Consider the following 20,490-nt stretch of genomic DNA (forward strand, 5'->3'; position numbering starts at 1 on the left):
GCCTGCCACAGCAACGACTCACCGAGGAGTCGCGTTCCTGAGGAGGGACAGATGCACAAGAACACCAAGAGGCTTGGACTTGCGATCACGGCCGCCGCTGCATCCGTGATCTTGATGGCGGGCTGTTCCGGCGGGGGCGGCGGCGGTGGCGCCGCGGGCGATCCGGAGAGCGGCGACCTGACCTTCGTCTACATGGGCGACACTGACCAGCAGAAGGCCTTCAACTCCCTGTTCGCGGAGTTCAACAAGCAATACCCCGACATCAAGCTCAAGGCACAGGGCATCCCGAGCGGCGACTGGGCGACCTTCTCGAACACGGTGGCCACCCGGCTCGCGGGCGGTCAGAAGATCGACATCATCCAGGTCGCGACCGAGGGTCAGCGGATGTTCGCCTCCAAGGGCGTCCTCGAGCCGCTGGCGCCCTTCATCAAGGAGGACCAGAAGTATGTCGACGACTACTGGAACGACATCAACCCGCGGCTGAAGGAGTTCAACGAGACCTACGCATCGGACCCCGATGGTGAAACCGTTTTCATCCCCGGGGGTTACAACACGATGGGGATGTACCTGAACAAGCGGGTGTTCGAGGCGGCGGGAGTCGCCATCCCCGAGGACGGCAACTGGACCTGGGATGAGTTCCACACCGCCGCCCAGCAGATCAAGGAGAAGACGGGTGCGTACATGCTCCCCGCCGGCTCCGGATACTTCGATACCGTGATGCCGTGGCTGACCACGAACGGCGGGAGCACCTTCACCGATGACTGGGAGACCCCGACCTACGACAGCCCTGAGGCCGTCGAAGCCGCCGAGTTCGCCCGCAGCCTCGTCGAAGAAGGGCTCGCTCCCGAGCCCGGCGGCCAGTTCGACACGAACGCCGCGTTCGCCCAGGACAAGCTCGCGATCATCAACGGAGGCCGTTGGCCCACGATCGCGATCCGCGACCTCGACATGGTGGAGAACACCGTGTTCGTGAACTGGCCGACGAAGGTCGGCAACGGATCGCCCGTCGGATGGGACGCGTGGAACATCACCAAGAACAGCCAGAACAAGGAAGCGGCCTGGACGTTCATCAAGTTCCTCATGTCGGAAGAGGCCAGCCAGTACTTCGCGAGCGTCGGCGGAACGATCGTTCCGGCGCGCGACTCCGTCGCCGTGTCGAGCTTCTTCACCGACGACGCTCCCGAGCACAGCGTGCGACTGAGTGAGGCGATGGACTTCGCCACTCCGATCCCGTCGATCGATCGCGGCGCTGAGGCGCAGAAGCTGATCGAAGAGACCTGGACGACGATCATCTCCGGTCAGGGCGATGCCCAGGAGACGCTGTCCAAGGCGCAGAAGGAGCTCGAAGGCCTTGTCGGCAGCAAGTGACGCCATGATGGTGCGGCGGCCCGGGGCATCGCTCCGGCGCCGCCGCACCACCATCGCAGGATGGTTCTTCGTCAGCCCGGCGCTGCTGCTGTTCCTCGTCTTCATTGCGGGACCGTTCGTCTTCGCCATCGCCCTGGCGCTGTTCAAGTGGGATCTGCTGACCGAGCCGAGCTTCGTCGGCGCGAAGAACTTCGTCGACCTGTTCTCGGATCCAGTGCTGCCCACGGTGCTGATGAACACGTTCGTCTTTGCGGCCGCATCCGTGGTGACGCACCTCCTGTTCGGCCTGCTGCTGGCCATCGCGGTGAACCGCATCATCAGCCGCGCCTTCGGCTACTTCCTCCGGGTGGCGATCTTCTTCCCGTTCCTCATCTCGTGGGCGGCGGTGTCGTTGCTGTGGAAGTACGTGCTCGATCCGACCTTCGGTTACGTCGCGCAGTACGCGGCGATGATCGGGATCGACCTTCCGAACTTCTTCGCAGACCCGGCCTGGGCGCTTCCGGCGATCATCTTCATCGATCTCTGGCACACGCTCGGATTCACCTTCATCATCATGCTGGCCGGCCTGCAGACCGTTCCGCGCGAGTTGATCGAGGCCGCGAAGACGGATGGCGCGACGGCCTGGCAGACGTTCTGGAACGTGACGCTGCCGCTGATGTCGCCCACGCTGTTCTTCGCCACGATCATCACGTTCATCGGTGCCTTCCAGATCTTCGACCCGATCCAGATCATCACCCGGGGCGGGCCGCAGAACTCCACGAAGACCATCGTCATGTACCTGTACGAGAAGGGCTTCCAGGCCTTCGACATGGGGTATGCGGCGGCCGTGGCCCTCCTCGTCTTCGTGATCGTGATGGCCGTCACGCTGCTGCAGTTCCTCGGCCGCAGGAAGTGGGTGTTCGAATCGTGACTGTCACCAACGAGATCGTCGGCGCACCGGACCTGCTGACCCGCGTCGACCGGTCGCGGCGCACGCGCAGGCACGCGGCGGACCGCATCGTCGCCGTCATCCTGTTCATCTTCGGCGTGCTCATGCTGTCGCCGCTGATCTGGCTGGTCATGACCAGCCTGACCGACCGCGCCGCGGCATTCGCGTCACCGCCCAAGTGGCTGCCGATACCGTTCACGATGGAGAACTTCGGCAAGGTCTTCGAACTGATGCCGATCGGGCAGCAGTTCCTCAACTCGCTGATCGTCGCCGTCATCAGCACCGCGGGGTCGCTGTTCTTCTCGCTGCTCGCGGCGTACGGCTTCGCGCGCATCCGATTCCGCGGGAGCGGGACGCTCCTGGTCATCATGCTCTCCGCGCTCATGGTGCCGGCCCAGCTGCTGATCATCCCGATCTTCATCATGATGCGGGAGCTGAGCCTGGTCGACACGCTGGCGGCGCTGTGGCTGCCCGCACTCGTCAACGTCTTCCAGATCTTCTTCCTCACGCAGTACTTCAAGACCATTCCGCGAGAGCTGGACGAGGCGGCGACGATCGACGGCGCCGGACACGGATGGATCCTGTTCCGGATGCTGCTGCCGTTGTCCGGCCCGGCGATCGCCGCGCTCGCGATCCTCGGCTTCGAGGCGTCATGGAACGCCTACTTCGCACCGCTGATCTTCCTCGCCAGTCCGGAGAACATGACCCTCCCGCTGGGTCTGGTCGTGCTCCAGAACGGGTTCGGGGCCGCACCCGCCGTCGTGGTGTTCGCCGCGATCACCATGGTCGTGCTGCCGCTGCTGATCCTCTTCCTCGCATTCCAGCGTCAGTTCGTCGAGAGCGTCGCCGCGACGGGGCTGAAGGGGTGACCGTGTCGTATGAGGCAGCGCCGCGCAGGATCGATCCGATTCTGCTGCGTCTTCCGGCGGCGCTGTGGTCGGCATTGCCGCGGTTGGTCGTCGCGGGGGCGCTCTTCATGCTCGCTCTCGTCGCATCGAGCGGCCTGCCCGGCGGGTTCGCGGTGCTCGCGCCGCTCATCGCCGCGGTTCTCACCGCCGTGCCCACGGGGTGGGCGATGGCACGCATCAGCACCGACGTCTTCGACGCGCAGGTGGCCTCGCCGGCGGTTCGATACGGCCGTGCGCTCCTTCTGATCGGTGGGCCGGGAGCGACGGTGAGCCTGACGGCATGCGCGGCGATGATCACGCCGACGATGCCGGCCTTCTCGTTCGTGAGCATCGTCGGCGTCGTCCTCACCGGGGTGGCCGTGCTGGTCGTGTCCGTCGCTCTTCCCCTGTCGACGGTGAGATCCGAAGCGCTGTCCTCGATCCTCGTCGCCGCCTTCTACGCGGTTGCTCGCCGACCGATCCCCCCGGTCGCCGTGCTCGTCGCACTCGGCGCCGCGACCTGGGCGTCGACGACCTGGGCGCCCAGCGCCCTCGTCCTGATCCCCGCCGTCGCGGTCGTGCTCTCCTTCGCCGCCGCCTGGACGGTTCTGCCCGCGGTGGGCGTGCGTCTTCCCGAACTCGCCCCCGTCACATCACGCGCCCTGCCGACCATTACGCACACCACACGAGGATTACGATGACCGATCCCGACGAGACCCCTTCGCTGCCGCACGAGGACTCTCTGCTGCATCAGGATTCTCTGCTGCATCAGGGCCTCGCCCACACCGAAGCGCCGGCGTTGGCCATGCCGGTCGGAGGCATCGGCACCGGTGGATTCGCCGTCGCGGCGGACGGTTCCATGCGCCAGTGGCAGCTGACGGGAAAGCCGAATCATCGGGGCGCGCTCCCCGGGACCGCATTCTGGATCCGCGCGACGCAGATCGAGCCGCCGGTGGATTTCACCGCGATGCTCCAGGGGACTCCGCAAGACGATCCGGCCGCACCGCTCGTGACAGACGGCGAGGTACCCGAATGGATGCGCGACGCGGCCGAGCGCGTCGGCACGTTCCGGAACGCGGCATTCTCGGGAACGTACCCGTTCGCAGAGGTGGCGCTGTCCGACGAGCGCAGCCCGGTGGCGGTGACGCTGCGGTACTTCAATCCGATGGAGCCGGGCGACGTCGAGTTCAGCAGCCTCCCGGGTGCCGGTGTGCAGATCCGCATCGAGAACACGAGCGATGTCGATGTGCACGGTACCCTCGCAGGCTCGATGCTGAACGCGGTCGGGTGGGACGGCGTCACCCCCATCGGGGCGACGGCCCCGGGCCTCGGCGGCAACGTCAACCGGTTGCGTCGCGCCGGCGGATGGACATCCGTGGTGATGGACAACCCCGCCCTGACCGAGACGGATCCGTTCGCCGGGCAGATGGTCATCGCGACCGATGACGCCGATGCCGCGGTGCTGCCGCGATGCACCGGTGTGGACCACCTCGTGACCTTCCTCGAATCGCGCGCCCTCAACACCGGTGTGTCGCGGCTCCGTCAGGCGCCGATGATCGCCGACCCCCAGCTGAACGCGCCGGCGAGCGGCGTCGGTCCGAGCCCCGCCGGGACGTCGTGGCTCGGGGTGGTCGGCGTGCCGTTCCGGCTGGCGCCCGGAGAATCCCGCACGATCCGCTTCGCGCTCACCTGGTACTTCCCCAATCGCATGGTCGACATCGAGCAGTTCGGCCAGAACTCCGCGGAGTGGGGATCGACGCGCTTCTATCTCGGCAACGCCTACGCGCTGCGTCATCCGGATGCCGTGGCCGTGCAGGAGACGTTCGCCACGCAGTGGGACGAGCTGGTGCGGCGCACGTCGGCGTGGACGCAGACGCTCATGGATTCCGATCTCGACGAGCGCATGGTCGATCGGATGGCGGCCCAGGCCGCACTCGTGCGCAGCCCGACGTGCTTCATCGGCGCCGACGGGCGCTTCTACGGATACGAGGGCTCGCTCGGTGCGTCCACGGTCATGTGGGCGGCGAGCTTCGGCGGATCCTGTCCCCTCAACTGCACGCACGTCTGGCAGTACGAGGCCGCTCTGGCCGGCCTGTGGCCGGAGCTCGAGCGGAACATGCGCGATACGGAGTTCGATGTGCTGCAGGCCCCCTCGGGGGCGATCCCGCATCGACTGCGCGTGCCGACGTATCTTCCGCAGATGCACGACGAGATCATCGGGGGGCCCGAAGAGCCCGCCCTCGACGGCATGCTCGCCACCATCCTGAAGACTCTGCGCGATGTGCAGCACGGGGCGGGCAAGGACTGGCTGGAGGGGCGTTGGGACGCGATCATCCGGCTCTACCGCCACGTCGTGGAGAAATGGGATCTCCACGACGACGGCGTGCTCCACGGGATCCAGCCGAGCACGCACGACATCGATCTCGCCGGGATCAACCCGTTCATGGGCACGCTGTGGCTCACGGCGCTCCGAGCGCTCGAGGAGCTGGCCTCGATCGTGGGAGACGATGAGACCGGTGAAGACGCCCGGCGGCGCTTCCTCTCCGGGTCCGCAGCGTACGACGAACGCCTGTTCCGGGACGGGCACTACATCCAGGTGCTGGAGGACGGCGACCCCGACGAGTTCCAGTGGCTGACCGGAACGCTCAGCGACCAGGTCATCGGCCAGTGGTGGGCGCACCAGCTCGGTCTCGGGTACATCCTGCCGGAGGAGCACATCCGTAGCGCGCTGCGTCACATCGTGAAGACGAACCTCCGCCACGGGTTCGACGACTTCGCGCACATCTATCGCGTCTATGCCGATGCTGCGGACGACTCGGGTCTGCTCATGTGCTCGTGGCCGGCGGGCGGGCGACCGGAGGTGCCCACGCGGTACGCCGACGAGGTGTGGAGCGGCGTGGAGTATCAGGTCGCCGCGCACTGTCTGTACGAGGGGCTCGACGAAGAGGCGCAGAGCATCCTCGATGCCATGTGGACCCGGTCCGACGGGCGTCGGCGCAATCCGTACAACGAGATCGAGTGCGGCGACCATTACGTCCGCGGCATGGCGGGGTGGACCGTGCTTCAAGCAATGACCGGTGTGCACATCGATGAGCTGGCCGGAACGATGGTCGTGTCTCGGGACGGCCGCTGGCCGTGGATCTCGTCGACGGGATACGGCCTGGTGCAGGTCACCGAAGACTGCGTCGACATCGACGTCCGCGCGGGTAGCGTCGACCTCTCCGTTCAGCGTGCCGCGCGGGCCGAAGCCTGACGTCGACCCCGGCCGACAGTGTCGATATCCTCATCGGCGCCATGCGGACGCCGCCTATGCGTGATCGAGTCGCTGATCATCACCCGTGTACGTGACGAGGAGCCGGTTGCCCCTGAGCAGCCTGCGGGTTTCGTATAGGGCTGCGCGTCGCCTGCCACTGTGACGAAGACCGCGTGCGGCAACGGTCACGGTCTGATATCGTTACCAATCTAATTCTTGATGTCGTTATCAAGGCAGTGCACGATGAATCGCGATCGAGGTCGTGAGTACATCGTGACCGAACAATGACCAAGGGAGGTCATGAAGATGAAAACATGGAAGTCAGTACATCGGAGCCGCCGCGTGGCTGTCGTTGCCTTGGCGAGCACAGCACTGTTTTCGGTCATGCTTGCAGGTTGCTCGAGTTCACGTTCGAACGATCAGAGCGACGTTGCCGCTGACGGGTGTGACAACGACGTCTACGCTCAGGCGGGCATAGATTGGCAACAATACTCTGGTGAGACGATCACGTTGTCTGCGCAGGAGCACCCATGGTGGAATACAGTCGAGCCTCTGATTCCGTGCTTTGAAGAACTCACGGGGATCACCGTCGATGCTTCGGTCTTGGGCGAGGACCAGTACGTTTCCAAGATTGCTGTCGAGCTCTCGTCCGGTTCCTCGACCCCGGACGTATTCATGGTCAACCAGTTCGGTCAAGCTGCCGGTTCCGGCTGGCTCGAGCCGTTGAACGAGTACCTCGATGACGGCGCCGTCACAGACGCGGACTGGTATGACTTCGAGGACTTCTTCGAAGGGGCGTCGGACTACGGTCGCGAAGATGACAAGCAGCTCGCGCTACCCATCACGGCGGAAGCCCAGATGCTGTTCATCCGTGATGATCTGGTTCCGGATGCTCCGACGACCTTCGACGAACTGGTGGCTGCTGCCGAGGCGGCCAACAAGGATGGTGTGGCGGGATTCGGATCCCGAGCTGTTGCAGCGGCAAACCAGACGCCGTGGCCCTTCGGCGGGTTCGCATTTTCCTCAGGAGGGGAGTACTTGGACGCCGCCGGCACGCCGCAGTTCGCCTCTGAGGCGAACGTCCAAGCGCTGACGCTGTACTCCGAACTTCTCACGCAGTACGGTCCCGCAGGCGTGTCGGGATGGGGCTTCCAGGAGAACCAGCAGGCGATGCAGCAGGGCACTCTCGCGATCTGGACCGACTCCTCCACCTTCCTCGGAAGCCTGAAGGATCCTGAAGCGTCGCAGTATGCGGAAGAGATCAACGCCTACCCCTTCCCGGCGGGTCCGTCTGGAGTGAGTTCACCCAATGCCTGGTTCTGGACGATCGGGATGAACTCGAAGAGTGAGCACAAGGACGCCTCATGGCTCTTCATGCAGTGGGCCACGAGCGCCCCGGTGAGCGAAGCCGGCGCAGAGAACGGCGCATCGCCGGCGCGCCGCGCGGCGTGGGACAGCGACGGCGTCAGCGCGATGATCGGAGAAGACAACGCGCAGCGCACAAAGGAAGCGCTGGACTCTGTCGATTCGACGCCGTTGGCCAACGCGTGGAAGCGCGATGCGTGGAGCCAGATGTCCGATCCTCTTGCCCGTGCCATCAACGCAGCTGTCACCGGAGGGGACCCGGAGTCGGAGTTGCGTTCTGCTCAAGCCTCCGCTGAGAAGGTGGCACCCTGACGATGCCCCCCGGCGACAGCGCAGTCCTGGTGGACACAGAGGTCTCGAGTCCCACCGCCCCAGAACCGCTTCGTTGGTCGAAGACGGTGCGGGGGTCGAGACGGATCGCGCAGGGGCTGGCGATCACGCCGTTGGCGACGTTGCTGGCTGTGCTCACGATCATTCCGACCGTCTACATCCTGGTTGTGAGCTTCACGAACGCGGCCGCGACCAATCCGGACACGACGTTCGTAGCATTCGACAACTACATTTCTCTGTTTGCTGACTCTGCATATTGGGTCACGATGTTGCGCACGCTGCTGTTCGTGGTGGCTGCGGTATCGATCCAGGTGGCCGTCGCGCTCGCGCTGGCGCTCGCGATGGCCGAGATCAAGCGCGGTGGCGCGTTCCTGCGCGCGCTGATACTTCTGCCTATGGCGGCGGCACCGATCGCGATGCTCTTCAACTGGCGTCAGATACTCAACGCCGCATACGGGCCTGTGAACTACGTGCTCACGTCTCTGGGGCTGCCGGGTCCGGATTGGCTGGGGGATCCGGCACTCGCGCTGCCGACGCTCATCGCCGTAGACACCTGGCAGTGGACGCCCTTCGTCTTCATCATCCTCGCAGGAGGCCTCGCCACGATACCCCATGACGTGCACGAGGCCGCGTCGGTCGATGGAGCGAGTGCGTGGCAGCGATTCTCGCAGATCACGCTGCCGATGCTGATGCCATATGTACTCGTGGCGGTCTTGTTCCGCACGATCGATGCTCTCAAGACATTCGACAGCGTGCAGGTCCTGACCTCTGGAGGACCCGGGTCGGCGACAACCATGCTGAACTACTCAATTTTTCAACAAGGAATCAGCTTCCTCGACTTTGGAAAGGCTACGGCCTCGGCTGTCATCTTTCTGCTCCTGTGCATCCTGTTGACAAATCTTCTGTTGAAAGCGCTGACACGGAAGGAGAGCGTGTGAACTCCCGGTCGCGTTCACGCATCACACGAGTGATAGGCATCGCGGTGTTCCTTCTGTGGACGCTCGTTCCCGTTTATTGGCTCGTGGCGACATCGCTCAAGGCCCCCTTGGAGACGACTCGGAATCCCCCCGTTTGGATTCCCTCACTCGACATCAGTGCGTACACCACGGCGCTTGCCGAGCCGCAGCTGGTGCGGGGGCTGTTCAACAGCGCAGTAGTGGCTGTTGGAGCAACCGCCGTCAGCGTCTTGTTCGGGGCGCTTGCAGCATACGGTGTCACTCATCTGGCCATGCGGCGGATGCGAAACTTCGAGTTCTGGGTGCTGTCCTCACGAATGGCGCCGCCGGTGGCCGTGGCGATCCCGTTCTTCCTCATGTTCAACGGGATGCACCTGAACGACACCCTCATCGGATTGATCTTGGCGCACATCGTGCTCGTTGTCGGAATCGTCTGCTGGATCCTTATCGAGAGTTTCCGCGGATTGTCGCCCGAACTGCTGGAAGCCTCTCTCGTGGACGGTTGTGGTTACGGCAGGGCGTTCCGCTCTGTTCTGCTTCCGTTGGCTTTGCCGGGCATCGTCGCTGCCGCGTCGATCTCATTCCTGCTTTCTTGGAATGACTTCTTCTTCGCGCTTGTGCTTTCAGGAAACAACTCGGCGACGGCGCCGCTCGCGATCTATCGGGCCATCGGCTACAACAACATCGATCTGGGTCAGCTGGCGGCGACATCAACCATCGTTCTGATTCCGACGGTGCTGGTGATCGGTTTGTTCCAGCGCCAGCTGGTCTCGGGCCTGACGATGGGAGCTGTCAAGGGATGATGAAGGAACTCCAAAGAAGGGCTGCATGATGAAAGCGATTCTGATGCCGGGCGATCGCCGCATCGACATTGTGGAACGGCAGACTCCTGATGTCGGAACCGGCGAAGTTCTCCTCGAGATGAAGGCTGCGGGACTGTGCGGGAGCGACTTGCACATGCAGTTTCAGCCCCCGCACGAGCAGCGTTACGGAAGTTTTTACGGACTGAAGACGGACCCGGATATCGTCCCGGGGCACGAGGCCGCCGGAGTCGTGGTGGAAGTCGGCCCGGGTGTCATCGGGCTGAAAGTCGGCGACCGTGTTGCTGTGCATCACATGGGCGGCTGTGGCCACTGCGAGCAGTGCCGACGCGGGTGGGATATCAACTGCCCGAACAAATGGGGAATATACGGGCTGAATGTGCCTGGTGCGATGCAGGACTACATGGTCGTGCGGGCACGCGATTGTGTGATCGTGCCGGACGAGATCTCGCTATCGGAGGCCTGCTACTACTCGTGCGGTGCCGGCACGGGATTTCTTGCACTGCGACGCGGAGACTTCGGTCTCGGCGACACCGTGGCGGTTGTCGGGCTCGGTCCGGTCGGCCTTGCCGCCGGCTACTTCGCCGCACGTTCCGGTGCCGTCGTCGTGGGATATGACACGCAGAACGCGCGCAACGAGTTTGCGATGTCGCTGGGATTCAGCGCTGCGATCAACCCTCTGCACGACGATGATGGAGTACTCCAGGAGGTGACTCGTGGTCGTGGCGCAGACGTTGTCGTCGAGGCTACAGGCAAGACGGCCGGACGCGAGACCGCGCTTGATGCGGCGGCCCTGTTCGGTCGTGTCGTCTGTGTCGGGTTCACCGATGAGATCAGTTCTGTGCACCTGCAGCGCGGGGTACTGCAGAAGCAGGTCGACGTCCGCGGTTCGTGGATGTTCCCCATCCATGAACTCGAGCGAATGATGAATTCGATGGCGCTGCAAGGTACATCGATCGAGCCTCTGATCGCGTCGACGTACTCGCTCGATCAAGGTCAAGAAGCGTGGAACGCTTTCGACAAGGGCGCGCTGGGAAAGACCGTCATCGCCTGGTGAGACGAAAATGTAGACCGCGCGGAGAAGATCCCGCGCGGTCTATCATTTCGGTCCGTCAGTCGTCGCTCGTGCGCGACCCTCGTACATAGGCCTTGATGGTGGCGAGGCGCTCGCTGCGGGTCCGCTCGGTCCGTTCGATCCGGTAGCGGCCGACGGATGCCGGAACGATGAACGTCTCGGCGTAGTGGACGACGTAGGGTTCGAACGCCCCTGTCGGGCTCACCACCCGAGCCTCGTCACCCTCCACGAGGTTGATGACGTTGACGGTGCCGTCGGTGTCGTGATCGGCGCTCTGGGCGAACCAGTGGCGGCGCGTCTCGATGAACTCGAGCGCGTGCAGGCCGGTGCGCTCCTCGATCGTGCCGCCGTCGTTGCTGATCGTCTCGACCTGGCCGATAAGGTTCTCGTTCACCCAGTCGGTGTCGCGATCCCACTGGATGTTGCGAGAACCGTGATCGAGATGCACCGGGCGCGGGATGCCGTCGAGTCCGACCCGACCCCAGTCCCACAGCTTGAACGTGAAGATGAACGGCGTCGCCGAGATCTCGAGTACCATCGAGTTCGCGCCCGAGCAGTGGATCGTGCCGGCCGGGATGGCGAAGTGGTCGTGCTTGCGAGCCGGGAAGGAGTTGATGTACTTCTCGGCGGGGAAGGGCGTCTCACCCTGTTGTGCGGTGGCGAGGTCGGCGAGCATCGCGTCTTGATCGATGCCGTTCTTCGTGCCGAGGTAGACCACCGCATCGTCAGCGGCATCCAGCAGATAGTAGCTCTCGTCCTGCGTGTACGGCATGCCGAACGTGTTCTGGATGTAGTCGGTGAGCGGATGCACCTGCAGGCTGAGGTTGCCGCCGTCCATGGTGTCCAGGAAGTCGAAGCGGATCGGGAACTCGGCGCCGAATCGCGCGAAGGTCTTGGCGCCGAGCAACTCGACGGGCCTGGCGGACACGAGGTCGAGCGACGGGATCTCGATGACCCCGCCGTCGCCCGCCAGGAGCAGCGAGTTCTCCTCGGGCACGCAGTCGAAGCACCAGGCGTAGTTGTCCTTGGACGGGTCGAGGCCGATGAGCGACTTCATCCACTGGCCGCCCCACACTCCAGGGTCGAAGAACGGCACGACGCGGAAGGGGCGAGTGGCGGCATCCCGAAGCGCGGTGCGGAACGCCTCACCGGTGATCATGCCGGCGTCGGGGGAATCGGGGTGGGGCTCTGCTGGAGCGATCGCGTTGCCGTCGACGACGAAGTCGACGGTGTCGAAGAGGGAGCGCTTGTGCCGGTCGGCGACGCGCCACTCGACGAAGAACCCGCGCTTGTACTTGCGGAGGATGTCTTCGCCCGAGTTGTCGGCTCGCCAGTTCGTCGCCCCGGCGCGCAGACGCAACTGGATCTCCCAGCGGGCCATGTCGACCAGGACGGTCGAGGTCTTCTCCTCGACGCGATCGGCGAGCAGAGCGGCGCCCCACCCGATCACGAGCGTCCTGTCGGCGATGGTGGATGCCAGCTCGTCGAGTTTCGCGTCGTCGTAGAAGTCGGTGAGGGTGAAGTGGCTCATGACGCCGAAGACGCGGTCGTCCGTGAGATTCGAGGCGATCAGCTGCTCTACCTCGGCGACCGGGTGCGCGGCATCCTCGACGTTCACCACCGTCCAGTCGGGCAAGGACTCCTGGAGCTGTGCCGTGAGCGCCGGGATGTCGACGCCGGGATAGGTGTCGACGAGCAGAACGGTCGCGGTCTCGGCGGCGGCCCGCCACGCAGCGGGTCCGCGGAGGATGCGCTCACCGCCGGGGAGCGGCACGGTGGGCTGGGTGTCGTAGCGACCGCGTTCGGTGCGTCCGTCGTGCATGTCGCTGATCGGGGTGGTCAATGCGTCTCCTGGTCTATGGCGGTCGTCGGATGCGCCTGGCGGGCGAGGGTGCTCAGCCCCCGGGCGACGGAGTACTCGGGTTCGGGCGGGACGATGAAGCGCGGCGCGGTCATCGACGGCCAGAGGTGCTCGCGCACGTGGTCCTCGATCGGGTAGCGGACCGCGTCGCCGGCGCGCAGGATGCCGCCGGAGAGGATGACGACGGTCGGGTCGTACATGTGGCAGAGCGTGACGACTGTCGTGCCCCAGACCCGTAGGAACTCGTCGCGGATCTCGGCACGCTCGTCGGACTCGAACAGGTCCTTGACCGTTCCCTGCTGGAGCGCCCAGCTCGATGCCAGCGCCTCTCCGCACCCGACGTTCCCGCACGGGCAGGTCGGCCCGTGGATGTCGGTCGTGACGTGTCCGCCGAGGATGCCGGCATGACCGGTGACGCCGCGCAGCGGGACGCCGTCGATTATCGCGGCGGTGCCGATGCCGGTTCCGAGGGTGACCAGCACGGCGTCGCGCTCGCCGGAGGCCGACCCCGTGGATGTCTCGCCGATGAGCGCCGCTCGTGCGTCGTTCTCGACGACTGCCGGGAGGCCGAGTTCGTCCTGTGCCCACGAATGCAGGTCGAAGCCCTCGAGGAAGTCGTACTTGTCGTTGGCGTGCAGCATGAGCCCCGTCGCCGGGTCGACGACGCCGGGAACGGCGATGCCGACCGCGGTCGGCGTGACGTCGGCGCCGTCGATCAGCGCGAGCGATGCCGTGGCGGCCGCATCGAGGTCGGCGGTGCTGCCGGTGACGGGGATGGTGCCTGATGCCATGATGCCGGCGCCCTCGATGACGGCGAGCTTGATCTCGGTGCCACCGAAGTCGACGCACAGCTCCATAACCGCACTCCTATCTCAACGATTGGTAACGTTACCAATTTTGCCCGGGGGTGTCAACACCTCTCGTGAGGGGCGAAGTGCGCCCTACCGCAGATGCATCCGCAGCTGCACGGGGAGCTCGACTTCGCGGGCTTCGCCGCCGTCTCCTGAGGCATCCAGCCTGTCCAGCAGCAGTCGTGCAGCCGTCCGCCCCAGTTCCCGCGGGTCGTGATCGATGACGCTGATCGGCACGGGCGAGAGCTCGGCGAGCTCGAAGTCGTCGAAGCTCATGATCTCGGGATACTCCGACACCGGCTTGATCCCCGAGCCGAGCTGCCTGTTGATCTCCTTGAGTGCGCCGATGGCGTTGCGGTTGTTGGCGCAGAACAGCGCAGTCGGCGGGTTCTTCATACGCAGCATCGCCCTGGTGGCTTCGCGGGCCTGATCGACGGTCTGCTGTCCGGCGGCGATGAGCGCCGGATCGAGCGGGATGCCGCGTTCCTCGAGAGCGCGGACGAATCCGGCGTGCCGACGGCGTCCGGTGAAGATCGAGAGCGTGTTGCCGAGGTATCCGATGCGCGTGTGGCCGGCGTCGATGAGTGCACTAGCTCCGCGATGCGCGCCGTCGTCGTCGGCGAGGACGACAGTGTCGGCATCCAGCCCGTCGATGCGCCGCGACGCCTGCACGACAGGGACGCCCTGCTGCTGCGAGGCGGCGAGGTGGTCGGCGTCCGTGCTTGCCGGGACGACGATGAGCCCCTCGACCCGTCTCCCGAGGAAGTCGCTCACGAGGGCGTTCTCGCGGTCGGCGTCCTCCGAGGTGTTTCCGAGCAGGATGCGCCGGCCGGTCAGCGCCGCCTCCTCTTCGACGCCGAGCGCGAAGGTGCTGTAGTACGGGTTGGCGATGTTTGTGATGGCGACGCCGATGAGCCCGCTGGAGTGCCCCGGTCGGATGCTGCGCGCGTTCTCATTGCGGTGATAGCCGAGGTCGGCGACGGCGGCGAGGACGCGCTCCTGCACATCGGGCTTGACGTTGAGACCGCCCGAGAGCGTGCGCGAGACGGTCATCGGGCTCACGCCGGCGTGCTGCGCGACCTCCTTGATGGTCGGGCGGTGTGCCCGTGCGCTCATTCCTGCCTCCAGCCCGATGCAGGGAACGTTACCATTCACGCCGATTCCGGTGAACAACACCGTGTCGGCCACTGGCGGGAGGCCGCTGTTCAGCCGACGCGAGCCTGTGTGGGGAGCCCACGTCGTTCGGCCTCCTGGATCAGCCGGGTCGCGGCATCCTTGAAGGTCTCGGCATCCGTGACGCCGTCCAGCAGGAGCGTCGCCGATCCGGTGCCGGGCGTCGATCCGTCCTTGACGAGGTAGTCGGCGCGTCCGAGGGATGCGCGGGAGGCCGCGGCGTCTCTCAGATGCAGGACAAACGACCGTGAACCGTCGCCGACCCCCGAGATGCTGCTCCAGGGGAAGTCGACGCCCTGCCAGTGGGTGGCGTCCTCATCGGCGGCGAGTGCCGCATCGACCTTGCCCAGGGCAGCTTCGACCTCTCCGTTCCGCACGCCGCGGGGGCCGGTGCTCGACGTCACCCCGGAGCACCGTCGAGCGACAGCTCGCGCAGCCCGAACCAGTACGAGGTGACGCCTGCGGGAGCACAGGGGCAGACATTGGACTGCACACCCACAGCGTGCGCTCATCATCGGAGACGTATTTCGACGGGATCGTCGTGCCGTAGCCGCCGATGCGTTCGGCATCCCACGGATACTCGCCGAAGTCCTCGGAGAGGAACAGCGTCCACGGACCCCAGGGCTCAGGCGACTCGTAGAACTCGAAGGTGAACTCCGTCCACGAGGTGTAGAGGTAGCGATCCCGCTTCGGCAGATACGTGACGCCGCCCTGGGAGAGGACGCTCAGGTCGTACGTGCCCTTCTGGGCGGTCGAATCACGGGGATGCCGGCGACGCTCATCGACGAGGACGGGGCGTTTCGCGCCGATGTCGTCGGTCCAGGTGGCCTCGTCGTCGCCGGGCTCGCCGGCGTAGAACTGCCACGTCGACGCATCCTGCACGGACTTCACCGGGACGCGGGCAAGGAAGAGCTCGGTGGGATCGGGGACGACGTCGGAGAAGGAGTCGCGCCAGTTGCCATCCAGTCCGTAGGCGTAGGCGTACGCCGGATCGGGCGCCGTCGCTGCATCCTGCCCGTAGTCCGCGAACCAGACGGTGGTGAACACGCCGCCATCGAACATCGGCGCCGCCTCATCCCAGGACCAGGACTTTCCGTGGTCATCGCTGCGGGCGATGGTGGCCGCCGGCGCCTGGTTGAAGTCGGCGGCGAGGTCCTGCACCGCGAGATAGATCGCCCCGTCGATGCACAGCATCCCGGTCGGCTTTCGAGTGAACCCGTCGCCGGACCAGACCTGGCCGAGATCATCGCCGAGGGCGAGCACCTCGCCCTCGAGGTCGTCCTCATACGGACTCCCTGTGACGCGGTTCATGACGATGTCGCTGAATTCGCCGCCGAAACCCGCGCCGTCGCCGTTCGCCGTGTAGAGCGCGTCGTCATCGGACCAGCAGTTGGGCCACAGATCGCCGTCGGAGAAACTGGCCACGGTCGGCGCATCGGCCACTGCCGCTGTGAAGGCAGCACCGGGAAGAGGTGAGGGCGGAGCGAGCTGATCAGCACTCTCGCCCGCTGCGCATCCCGTCGCGATCAGCATGACGGCGAGCCCGGCGGCGGCCGACCCGCGTCGCGCACCCCGCACGGCGATCAGCTCCGCGGTTCGCGCGGCGGCGTGGCGCCGATGTCAGGAACCGGAGCGGTTCCTAGGTGCACCTCCAGTTCGTCCGGCGTCGGTGTCTTGGGGCGCCGGGCGGTGGGACGATCGAGGTAGAACATGGCGGTCGAGGCGATGTCGTCGCGCAGGGGCAGGTAGCGCCATCCGCTGCGCCACCCGAGCGCCTGGATGTCGACCTTGGGGATGCCGGTGGCGAAGTGGATCGGGTCGAGCAGGTGCCAGCGGTACATGCCGAAGCGCTGCTGGCTCACGTACAGCCCGTCGGGGCGGATCACCTGCGGCATCCCGAGATACGGCGTCGAGAAAGCCGTATATCCCTCGCCGGGAATATCGAAGTTCCACGCACCGCCGAAGTAGTCCTCGGTGCCGGTGCCCGCGATGGTCGGGTAGTCGGTGTCGCCGTCGAGGTAGAACTTGATCTCGCCTTCGCCCCACCACCCGTTGGAGTTCACACCCCAGGCGATGTAGGTGCCGACGTACTGTCCCTGCCCCTCGATGCCCTCCAGGATCACGTGCGGAGTCTTGTCCTCGAGGGGATTGGAGCGACGCCACTGCGCGTGGAAGTACCCGTCGTTCGAGTAGTCCCCGCCGATCTCGTACGTGACCTGGTAGTACACCCGCACGTCGACGACGGAGGTGTTCTCGATCGTCAGGCGCGCGCCCTCGCGGAACGGCATGGGCCAGTATGAGTTGAAACCGCCGTGCGGGTTGGCGGCGATGGCCTGCGAGTTCACCTGCGCGAACACGCCCCAGCCGTTGCAGAAGAAGTCGCCGTAGGGCACCTCGACGGCGGGCTCCTCGGAGCCGTCCCAGTACGCGCGCAGCAGCAGCGTGCGCCAGTTGTCGGTGTGCGTCGTGATCCAGATGTGCGTGATCTTGCCGGCGCCCTCGATGGACGCCAGCTCGAACGTCTCGCCCGCCTTGATGTCGACGCTGGGCGAGATCTTCCACCCCGGGCCCAGATCACGCGCGCAGTCGGCGCCCGTGCCCTCGGTGGCGCGCCCGCCGCCTCCGACGGAGCCGTCGAAGTTCTCCGGAGAGATGGATCGGGTCTGCACGGTGCGCAGGGCAGACAGCGAGGCGAGGTCGGAAGAGGGAAGGCTCATGGGTCACACCGTACTCAGTCGCGAAATCTGTTGCAATCGATTTCAACAGGATAACCTTGCACCAGGCGTCATCCGATGCCGCCGAAGGGAACCATGGCGACGATCTATGACGTGGCGCGAGCGGCCGGCGTCTCACCGGCCACGGTCTCTCGCGTGTTCAACGGCGCCAGCGTCTCGGATGAGAAGGTCGCGGCGGTGCGCCACGCGGCCGGGCAATTGAAGTTCACGCCCAACCGCACGGCCCGCACCCTGCGGCGGCAGAGCTCCGAGGTGATCGCCCTCGTGATCCCCGATATCGAGAACCCGTATTTCACCGAGATGGCGCGCGGCGTCGAAGATGTCGCGTCCGAGGCCGGCTATTCGGTCGTGCTGTGCAATTCGGATGCGCAGCTCGAGAAGGAGGCCACCTATCTGCGGATCGCGGTCGCCGAGCACATGTCGGGCGTCATCCTCGCTGCGGCATCCGATCACTCCGAGATCGCCGAGCTGACGGCGGCGGGGCGCCCCGTGGTCGCCGTCGACCGCAGCATCGGCGACGACGTCGACGGGGTGGTCATGGCCAACCGCGATGCGGGCCGGGCGGCGACCGTGAACCTCATCGAGGCCGGGTACCGGCGCATCGCTCACATCGCAGGCCCCGAGCACATCGAGACGGCTGCCGACCGCGCCGACGGCTGGCGTCGCGCGCTCGCCGATCACGGTCTCGCGTACGATTCGTCATTGTTGCGATTCTCGACCTTCCGGGTCGACGGCGGGCGAGCCGTGATGGAAGAGCTGCTCGCGCTGCCCGAACCGCCGGATGCGGTGGTCGCCGGAAACAACCTCATCGGCGTCGGTGCGATCCAGGTGCTCACCGAGCATGGGCTCACCCCGCCCTCCGTGGGCGTCGCGGTCATCGGCTCGCTGCCGTTCACGACCCTCTCGCCCAGCGTCGTCACCGTCGTACGGCTGCCCGCGCGGCACATGGGTGTCACGGCGGCGCGGATGCTGCTGGAGCGCATCGGCGGCGACGATCAGCCGGCGCGCACGGTCGTGCTGCGCGGCGAGATGCAGGCGGCCAGCGTCGCGCGCTGAGCCTCCGCGCGGCGTCCCGCCTCGCGCCTCCGGCGCGGCGCTTCGGCCCACCGCACACCCGCGAGACGACAACTGCGTTCCGAGACCGTGTGTGGATATCGCTGTTTCGGGACGGAGTCGTCGCCTCGCGGCCATTGCGAGTGAAATCGATTTCGCCTAGCGTGGATCGCACGCGGAACCCAGGCTCGAGGAGGACCGGTGCGGTGCACGATCGGTGTCGACATCGGCACGTCCAGCAGCAAGGGCGTGCTTGTCTCCGAGCACGGCGAGATCATCGCCCAGTCGGTGCGCGAGCACGAGGTGCAGCGCCCGCACACGGGATGGGTCGAGATGGACGGCACGATCTGGTGGGATGAGTTCGTCGCGATCGTGCGTGATCTGCTCGCCGCACCGGATGCCTCCGGCGCCGAGGTCGCGGCCGTCGGCGTGAGCGGCATGGGCCCGTGCGTGCTGCTCGCCGATGACGACGACGTGCCGGTGCGCCCGGCCATCCTCTACGGCGTCGACACGCGCTCGACGGCGCAGATCGCGCGGATGACCGACGAGCTCGGTGTCGACGAGATCACCCGCGTGGGCGGATCCACCCTCACCTCGCAGGCCGGTGGGGCGAAGATCGCCTGGATCGCCGACGAGGAGCCGGATGCGTACGCCAAGGCCCAGCGCCTCTTCATGCCGGCATCCTGGCTCGCCCGTCATCTCACCGGCGCCTACGTGCTCGACCACCAATCCGCGAGCCAGACCTCGCCGCTCTACGACATCGAGAACGAGACCTGGTACGAGCCGTGGTGGCAGCAGTACGCGGGCGGGTTGGAGCAGCCGCGGCTGACCTGGGCCGGCGAGATCGCCGGCGAGGTCACTCAAGAGGCGGCCGTGGCCACCGGCATCCCGGCCGGTACCCCCGTCATCACCGGCACGATCGACGCCTGGACCGAGGCGGTCAGCGTCGGCGCGCACGGTCCGGGCGATCTCATGCTCATGTACGGCACGACGATGTTCCTCATCGCGACCGGCGAGCAGACGTTGCGCACTCCCTCGATGTGGACCACTGCGGGTGCCTTCGCGGGCACCCGCAACCTTGCCGGTGGGCTGTCCACCTCCGGCGCGCTCACCGCATGGCTCAAAGACCTCACCGGCGCCGACTACCCGCAGCTGCTCGCCGAGGCCGAAGAGTCGGGTCCCGGTGCGCGCGGGCTGCTGATGCTGCCGTACTTCGCGGGCGAGCGCACGCCCATCCAGGATCCGGATGCGCGCGGCGTGATCGCGGGGCTCACCCTGGAGCACGGGCGCGGCGACCTGTACCGCGCGGCGCTGGAGGCGACCGCGCTCGGGGTGCGGCACAACGTCGAGACGATGCGGGCGGCCGGCGCCGACATCCGCCGGATCGTCGCCGTGGGCGGCGGCACGCAGGGGCGGCTGTGGCTGCAGATCGTCTCGGACATCACGGGGCTCGTGCAGGAGGTGCCGCAGACGACGATCGGCGCGAGCTACGGCGCCGCGTTCCTCGCCGCCGGCGCGGTGGCCGGGGATGCCGCGCCCGACATCGAGGACTGGAATCCCGTGGTCGAGACGATCGAGCCGACCCCGGAGCACCGCGCGATGTCCGACGAGCTCTTCGACCGCTACGTGCGCCTGTACGAGGGCACGCGCGAGGTCGTGCACGAGCTCGCCGTCGAGCAAAGAGCTACGGTGCGATCAGTCTCACCGCGATGAGTCTCACCGCGCCGGACGAGTCCACCGCCGTCGATTCGCAGCGGGTCACCAGCCGCCGCTTCGCCTGACCGCCGCCTCACACAACCGACGGGAATCGATTGCATCCGCGTACCACGGATGC

At 66.1% G+C, this 20,490-nt stretch carries 17 protein-coding genes; 11 read left to right on the forward strand and 6 right to left on the reverse strand.

What is annotated here, in order from left to right; genetic code table 11:
- Positions 1-51 precede the first annotated feature (51 nt).
- From BKA02_RS06355 to BKA02_RS06395, 9 genes are all read left to right on the forward strand, one after another.
- Positions 52-1,368 carry an ABC transporter substrate-binding protein gene (locus BKA02_RS06355; protein WP_218844470.1) on the forward strand — a complete coding sequence of 439 codons (1,317 nt, stop codon included), beginning with the start codon at positions 52-54 and terminating at the stop codon, positions 1,366-1,368.
- Complete coding sequence (locus tag BKA02_RS06360) at positions 1,352-2,278, forward strand: carbohydrate ABC transporter permease (RefSeq protein WP_218844472.1); 927 nt, start codon at positions 1,352-1,354, stop codon at positions 2,276-2,278. The genes BKA02_RS06355 and BKA02_RS06360 overlap by 17 nt, the downstream gene beginning before the upstream one ends.
- Positions 2,275-3,165: an ABC transporter permease subunit gene (locus tag BKA02_RS06365; RefSeq protein WP_218844474.1), complete on the forward strand. Its 891-nt coding sequence runs from the start codon at positions 2,275-2,277 to the stop codon at positions 3,163-3,165. Before BKA02_RS06360 ends, BKA02_RS06365 begins: the two co-directional genes overlap by 4 nt.
- A gap of 2 nt (positions 3,166-3,167) precedes the next feature.
- The gene (locus BKA02_RS06370; RefSeq protein ID WP_179432337.1) at positions 3,168-3,884 is read left to right on the forward strand and encodes a hypothetical protein; all 717 of its coding nucleotides are present in this window, start codon (positions 3,168-3,170) and stop codon (positions 3,882-3,884) included.
- Entirely contained in the window at positions 3,881-6,436 is a 2,556-nt protein-coding gene (locus BKA02_RS06375) for a GH116 family glycosyl-hydrolase (RefSeq protein WP_179432339.1), read from the forward strand. The genes BKA02_RS06370 and BKA02_RS06375 overlap by 4 nt, the downstream gene beginning before the upstream one ends.
- A 342-nt stretch (positions 6,437-6,778) precedes the next feature.
- Positions 6,779-8,113 carry an extracellular solute-binding protein gene (locus BKA02_RS06380; RefSeq protein WP_179432341.1) on the forward strand — a complete coding sequence of 445 codons (1,335 nt, stop codon included), beginning with the start codon at positions 6,779-6,781 and terminating at the stop codon, positions 8,111-8,113.
- A gap of 29 nt (positions 8,114-8,142) precedes the next feature.
- Positions 8,143-9,069, forward strand: coding sequence for an ABC transporter permease subunit (locus tag BKA02_RS14335; RefSeq protein ID WP_179432343.1), 927 nt, complete (start codon positions 8,143-8,145; stop codon positions 9,067-9,069).
- Positions 9,066-9,890, forward strand: a complete 825-nt coding sequence (locus BKA02_RS14340) for an ABC transporter permease subunit (RefSeq protein ID WP_179432345.1) — start codon at positions 9,066-9,068, stop codon at positions 9,888-9,890. The genes BKA02_RS14335 and BKA02_RS14340 overlap by 4 nt, the downstream gene beginning before the upstream one ends.
- A gap of 25 nt (positions 9,891-9,915) precedes the next feature.
- Positions 9,916-10,965 (forward strand): alcohol dehydrogenase catalytic domain-containing protein, encoded by a 1,050-nt coding sequence (locus tag BKA02_RS06395; protein ID WP_179432347.1) that lies wholly within the window; start codon positions 9,916-9,918, stop codon positions 10,963-10,965.
- Between the two features lie 55 nt (positions 10,966-11,020).
- Here BKA02_RS06395 and BKA02_RS06400 read toward each other — a convergent pair whose 3' ends face one another.
- The 6 genes from BKA02_RS06400 to BKA02_RS06425 form a co-directional block, all read right to left on the reverse strand.
- Complete coding sequence (locus BKA02_RS06400; protein ID WP_179432349.1) at positions 11,021-12,826, reverse strand: class I mannose-6-phosphate isomerase; 1,806 nt, start codon at positions 12,824-12,826, stop codon at positions 11,021-11,023.
- On the reverse strand, positions 12,823-13,701 hold the full coding sequence (locus BKA02_RS06405) for an ROK family protein (protein ID WP_179432351.1): 879 nt from the start codon (positions 13,699-13,701) through the stop codon (positions 12,823-12,825). The genes BKA02_RS06400 and BKA02_RS06405 overlap by 4 nt, the downstream gene beginning before the upstream one ends.
- A gap of 84 nt (positions 13,702-13,785) precedes the next feature.
- The gene (locus tag BKA02_RS06410) at positions 13,786-14,811 is read right to left on the reverse strand and encodes a LacI family DNA-binding transcriptional regulator (protein WP_179432353.1); all 1,026 of its coding nucleotides are present in this window, start codon (positions 14,809-14,811) and stop codon (positions 13,786-13,788) included.
- An 89-nt stretch (positions 14,812-14,900) separates the two neighbouring features.
- Positions 14,901-15,245: a hypothetical protein gene (locus tag BKA02_RS06415; protein ID WP_179432355.1), complete on the reverse strand. Its 345-nt coding sequence runs from the start codon at positions 15,243-15,245 to the stop codon at positions 14,901-14,903.
- On the reverse strand, positions 15,184-16,446 hold the full coding sequence (locus BKA02_RS06420) for a DUF4185 domain-containing protein (RefSeq protein WP_179432357.1): 1,263 nt from the start codon (positions 16,444-16,446) through the stop codon (positions 15,184-15,186). The genes BKA02_RS06415 and BKA02_RS06420 overlap by 62 nt, the downstream gene beginning before the upstream one ends.
- Before the next feature lie 5 nt (positions 16,447-16,451).
- Positions 16,452-17,585, reverse strand: coding sequence for a glycoside hydrolase family 172 protein (locus BKA02_RS06425; protein ID WP_179432359.1), 1,134 nt, complete (start codon positions 17,583-17,585; stop codon positions 16,452-16,454).
- A 75-nt stretch (positions 17,586-17,660) separates the two neighbouring features.
- Between BKA02_RS06425 and BKA02_RS06430 the strand changes: the two genes are divergently transcribed.
- Both BKA02_RS06430 and BKA02_RS14550 read left to right on the forward strand, forming a co-directional pair.
- Positions 17,661-18,659 carry a LacI family DNA-binding transcriptional regulator gene (locus BKA02_RS06430; RefSeq protein ID WP_246285986.1) on the forward strand — a complete coding sequence of 333 codons (999 nt, stop codon included), beginning with the start codon at positions 17,661-17,663 and terminating at the stop codon, positions 18,657-18,659.
- Positions 18,660-18,857: 198 nt separating this feature from the next.
- Positions 18,858-20,369, forward strand: a complete 1,512-nt coding sequence (locus BKA02_RS14550) for an FGGY family carbohydrate kinase (protein WP_179432361.1) — start codon at positions 18,858-18,860, stop codon at positions 20,367-20,369.
- Positions 20,370-20,490 lie beyond the last annotated feature (121 nt).

The sequence above is a fragment of the Microbacterium pseudoresistens genome, assembly GCF_013409745.1.
Lineage (GTDB): Bacteria > Actinomycetota > Actinomycetes > Actinomycetales > Microbacteriaceae > Microbacterium > Microbacterium pseudoresistens.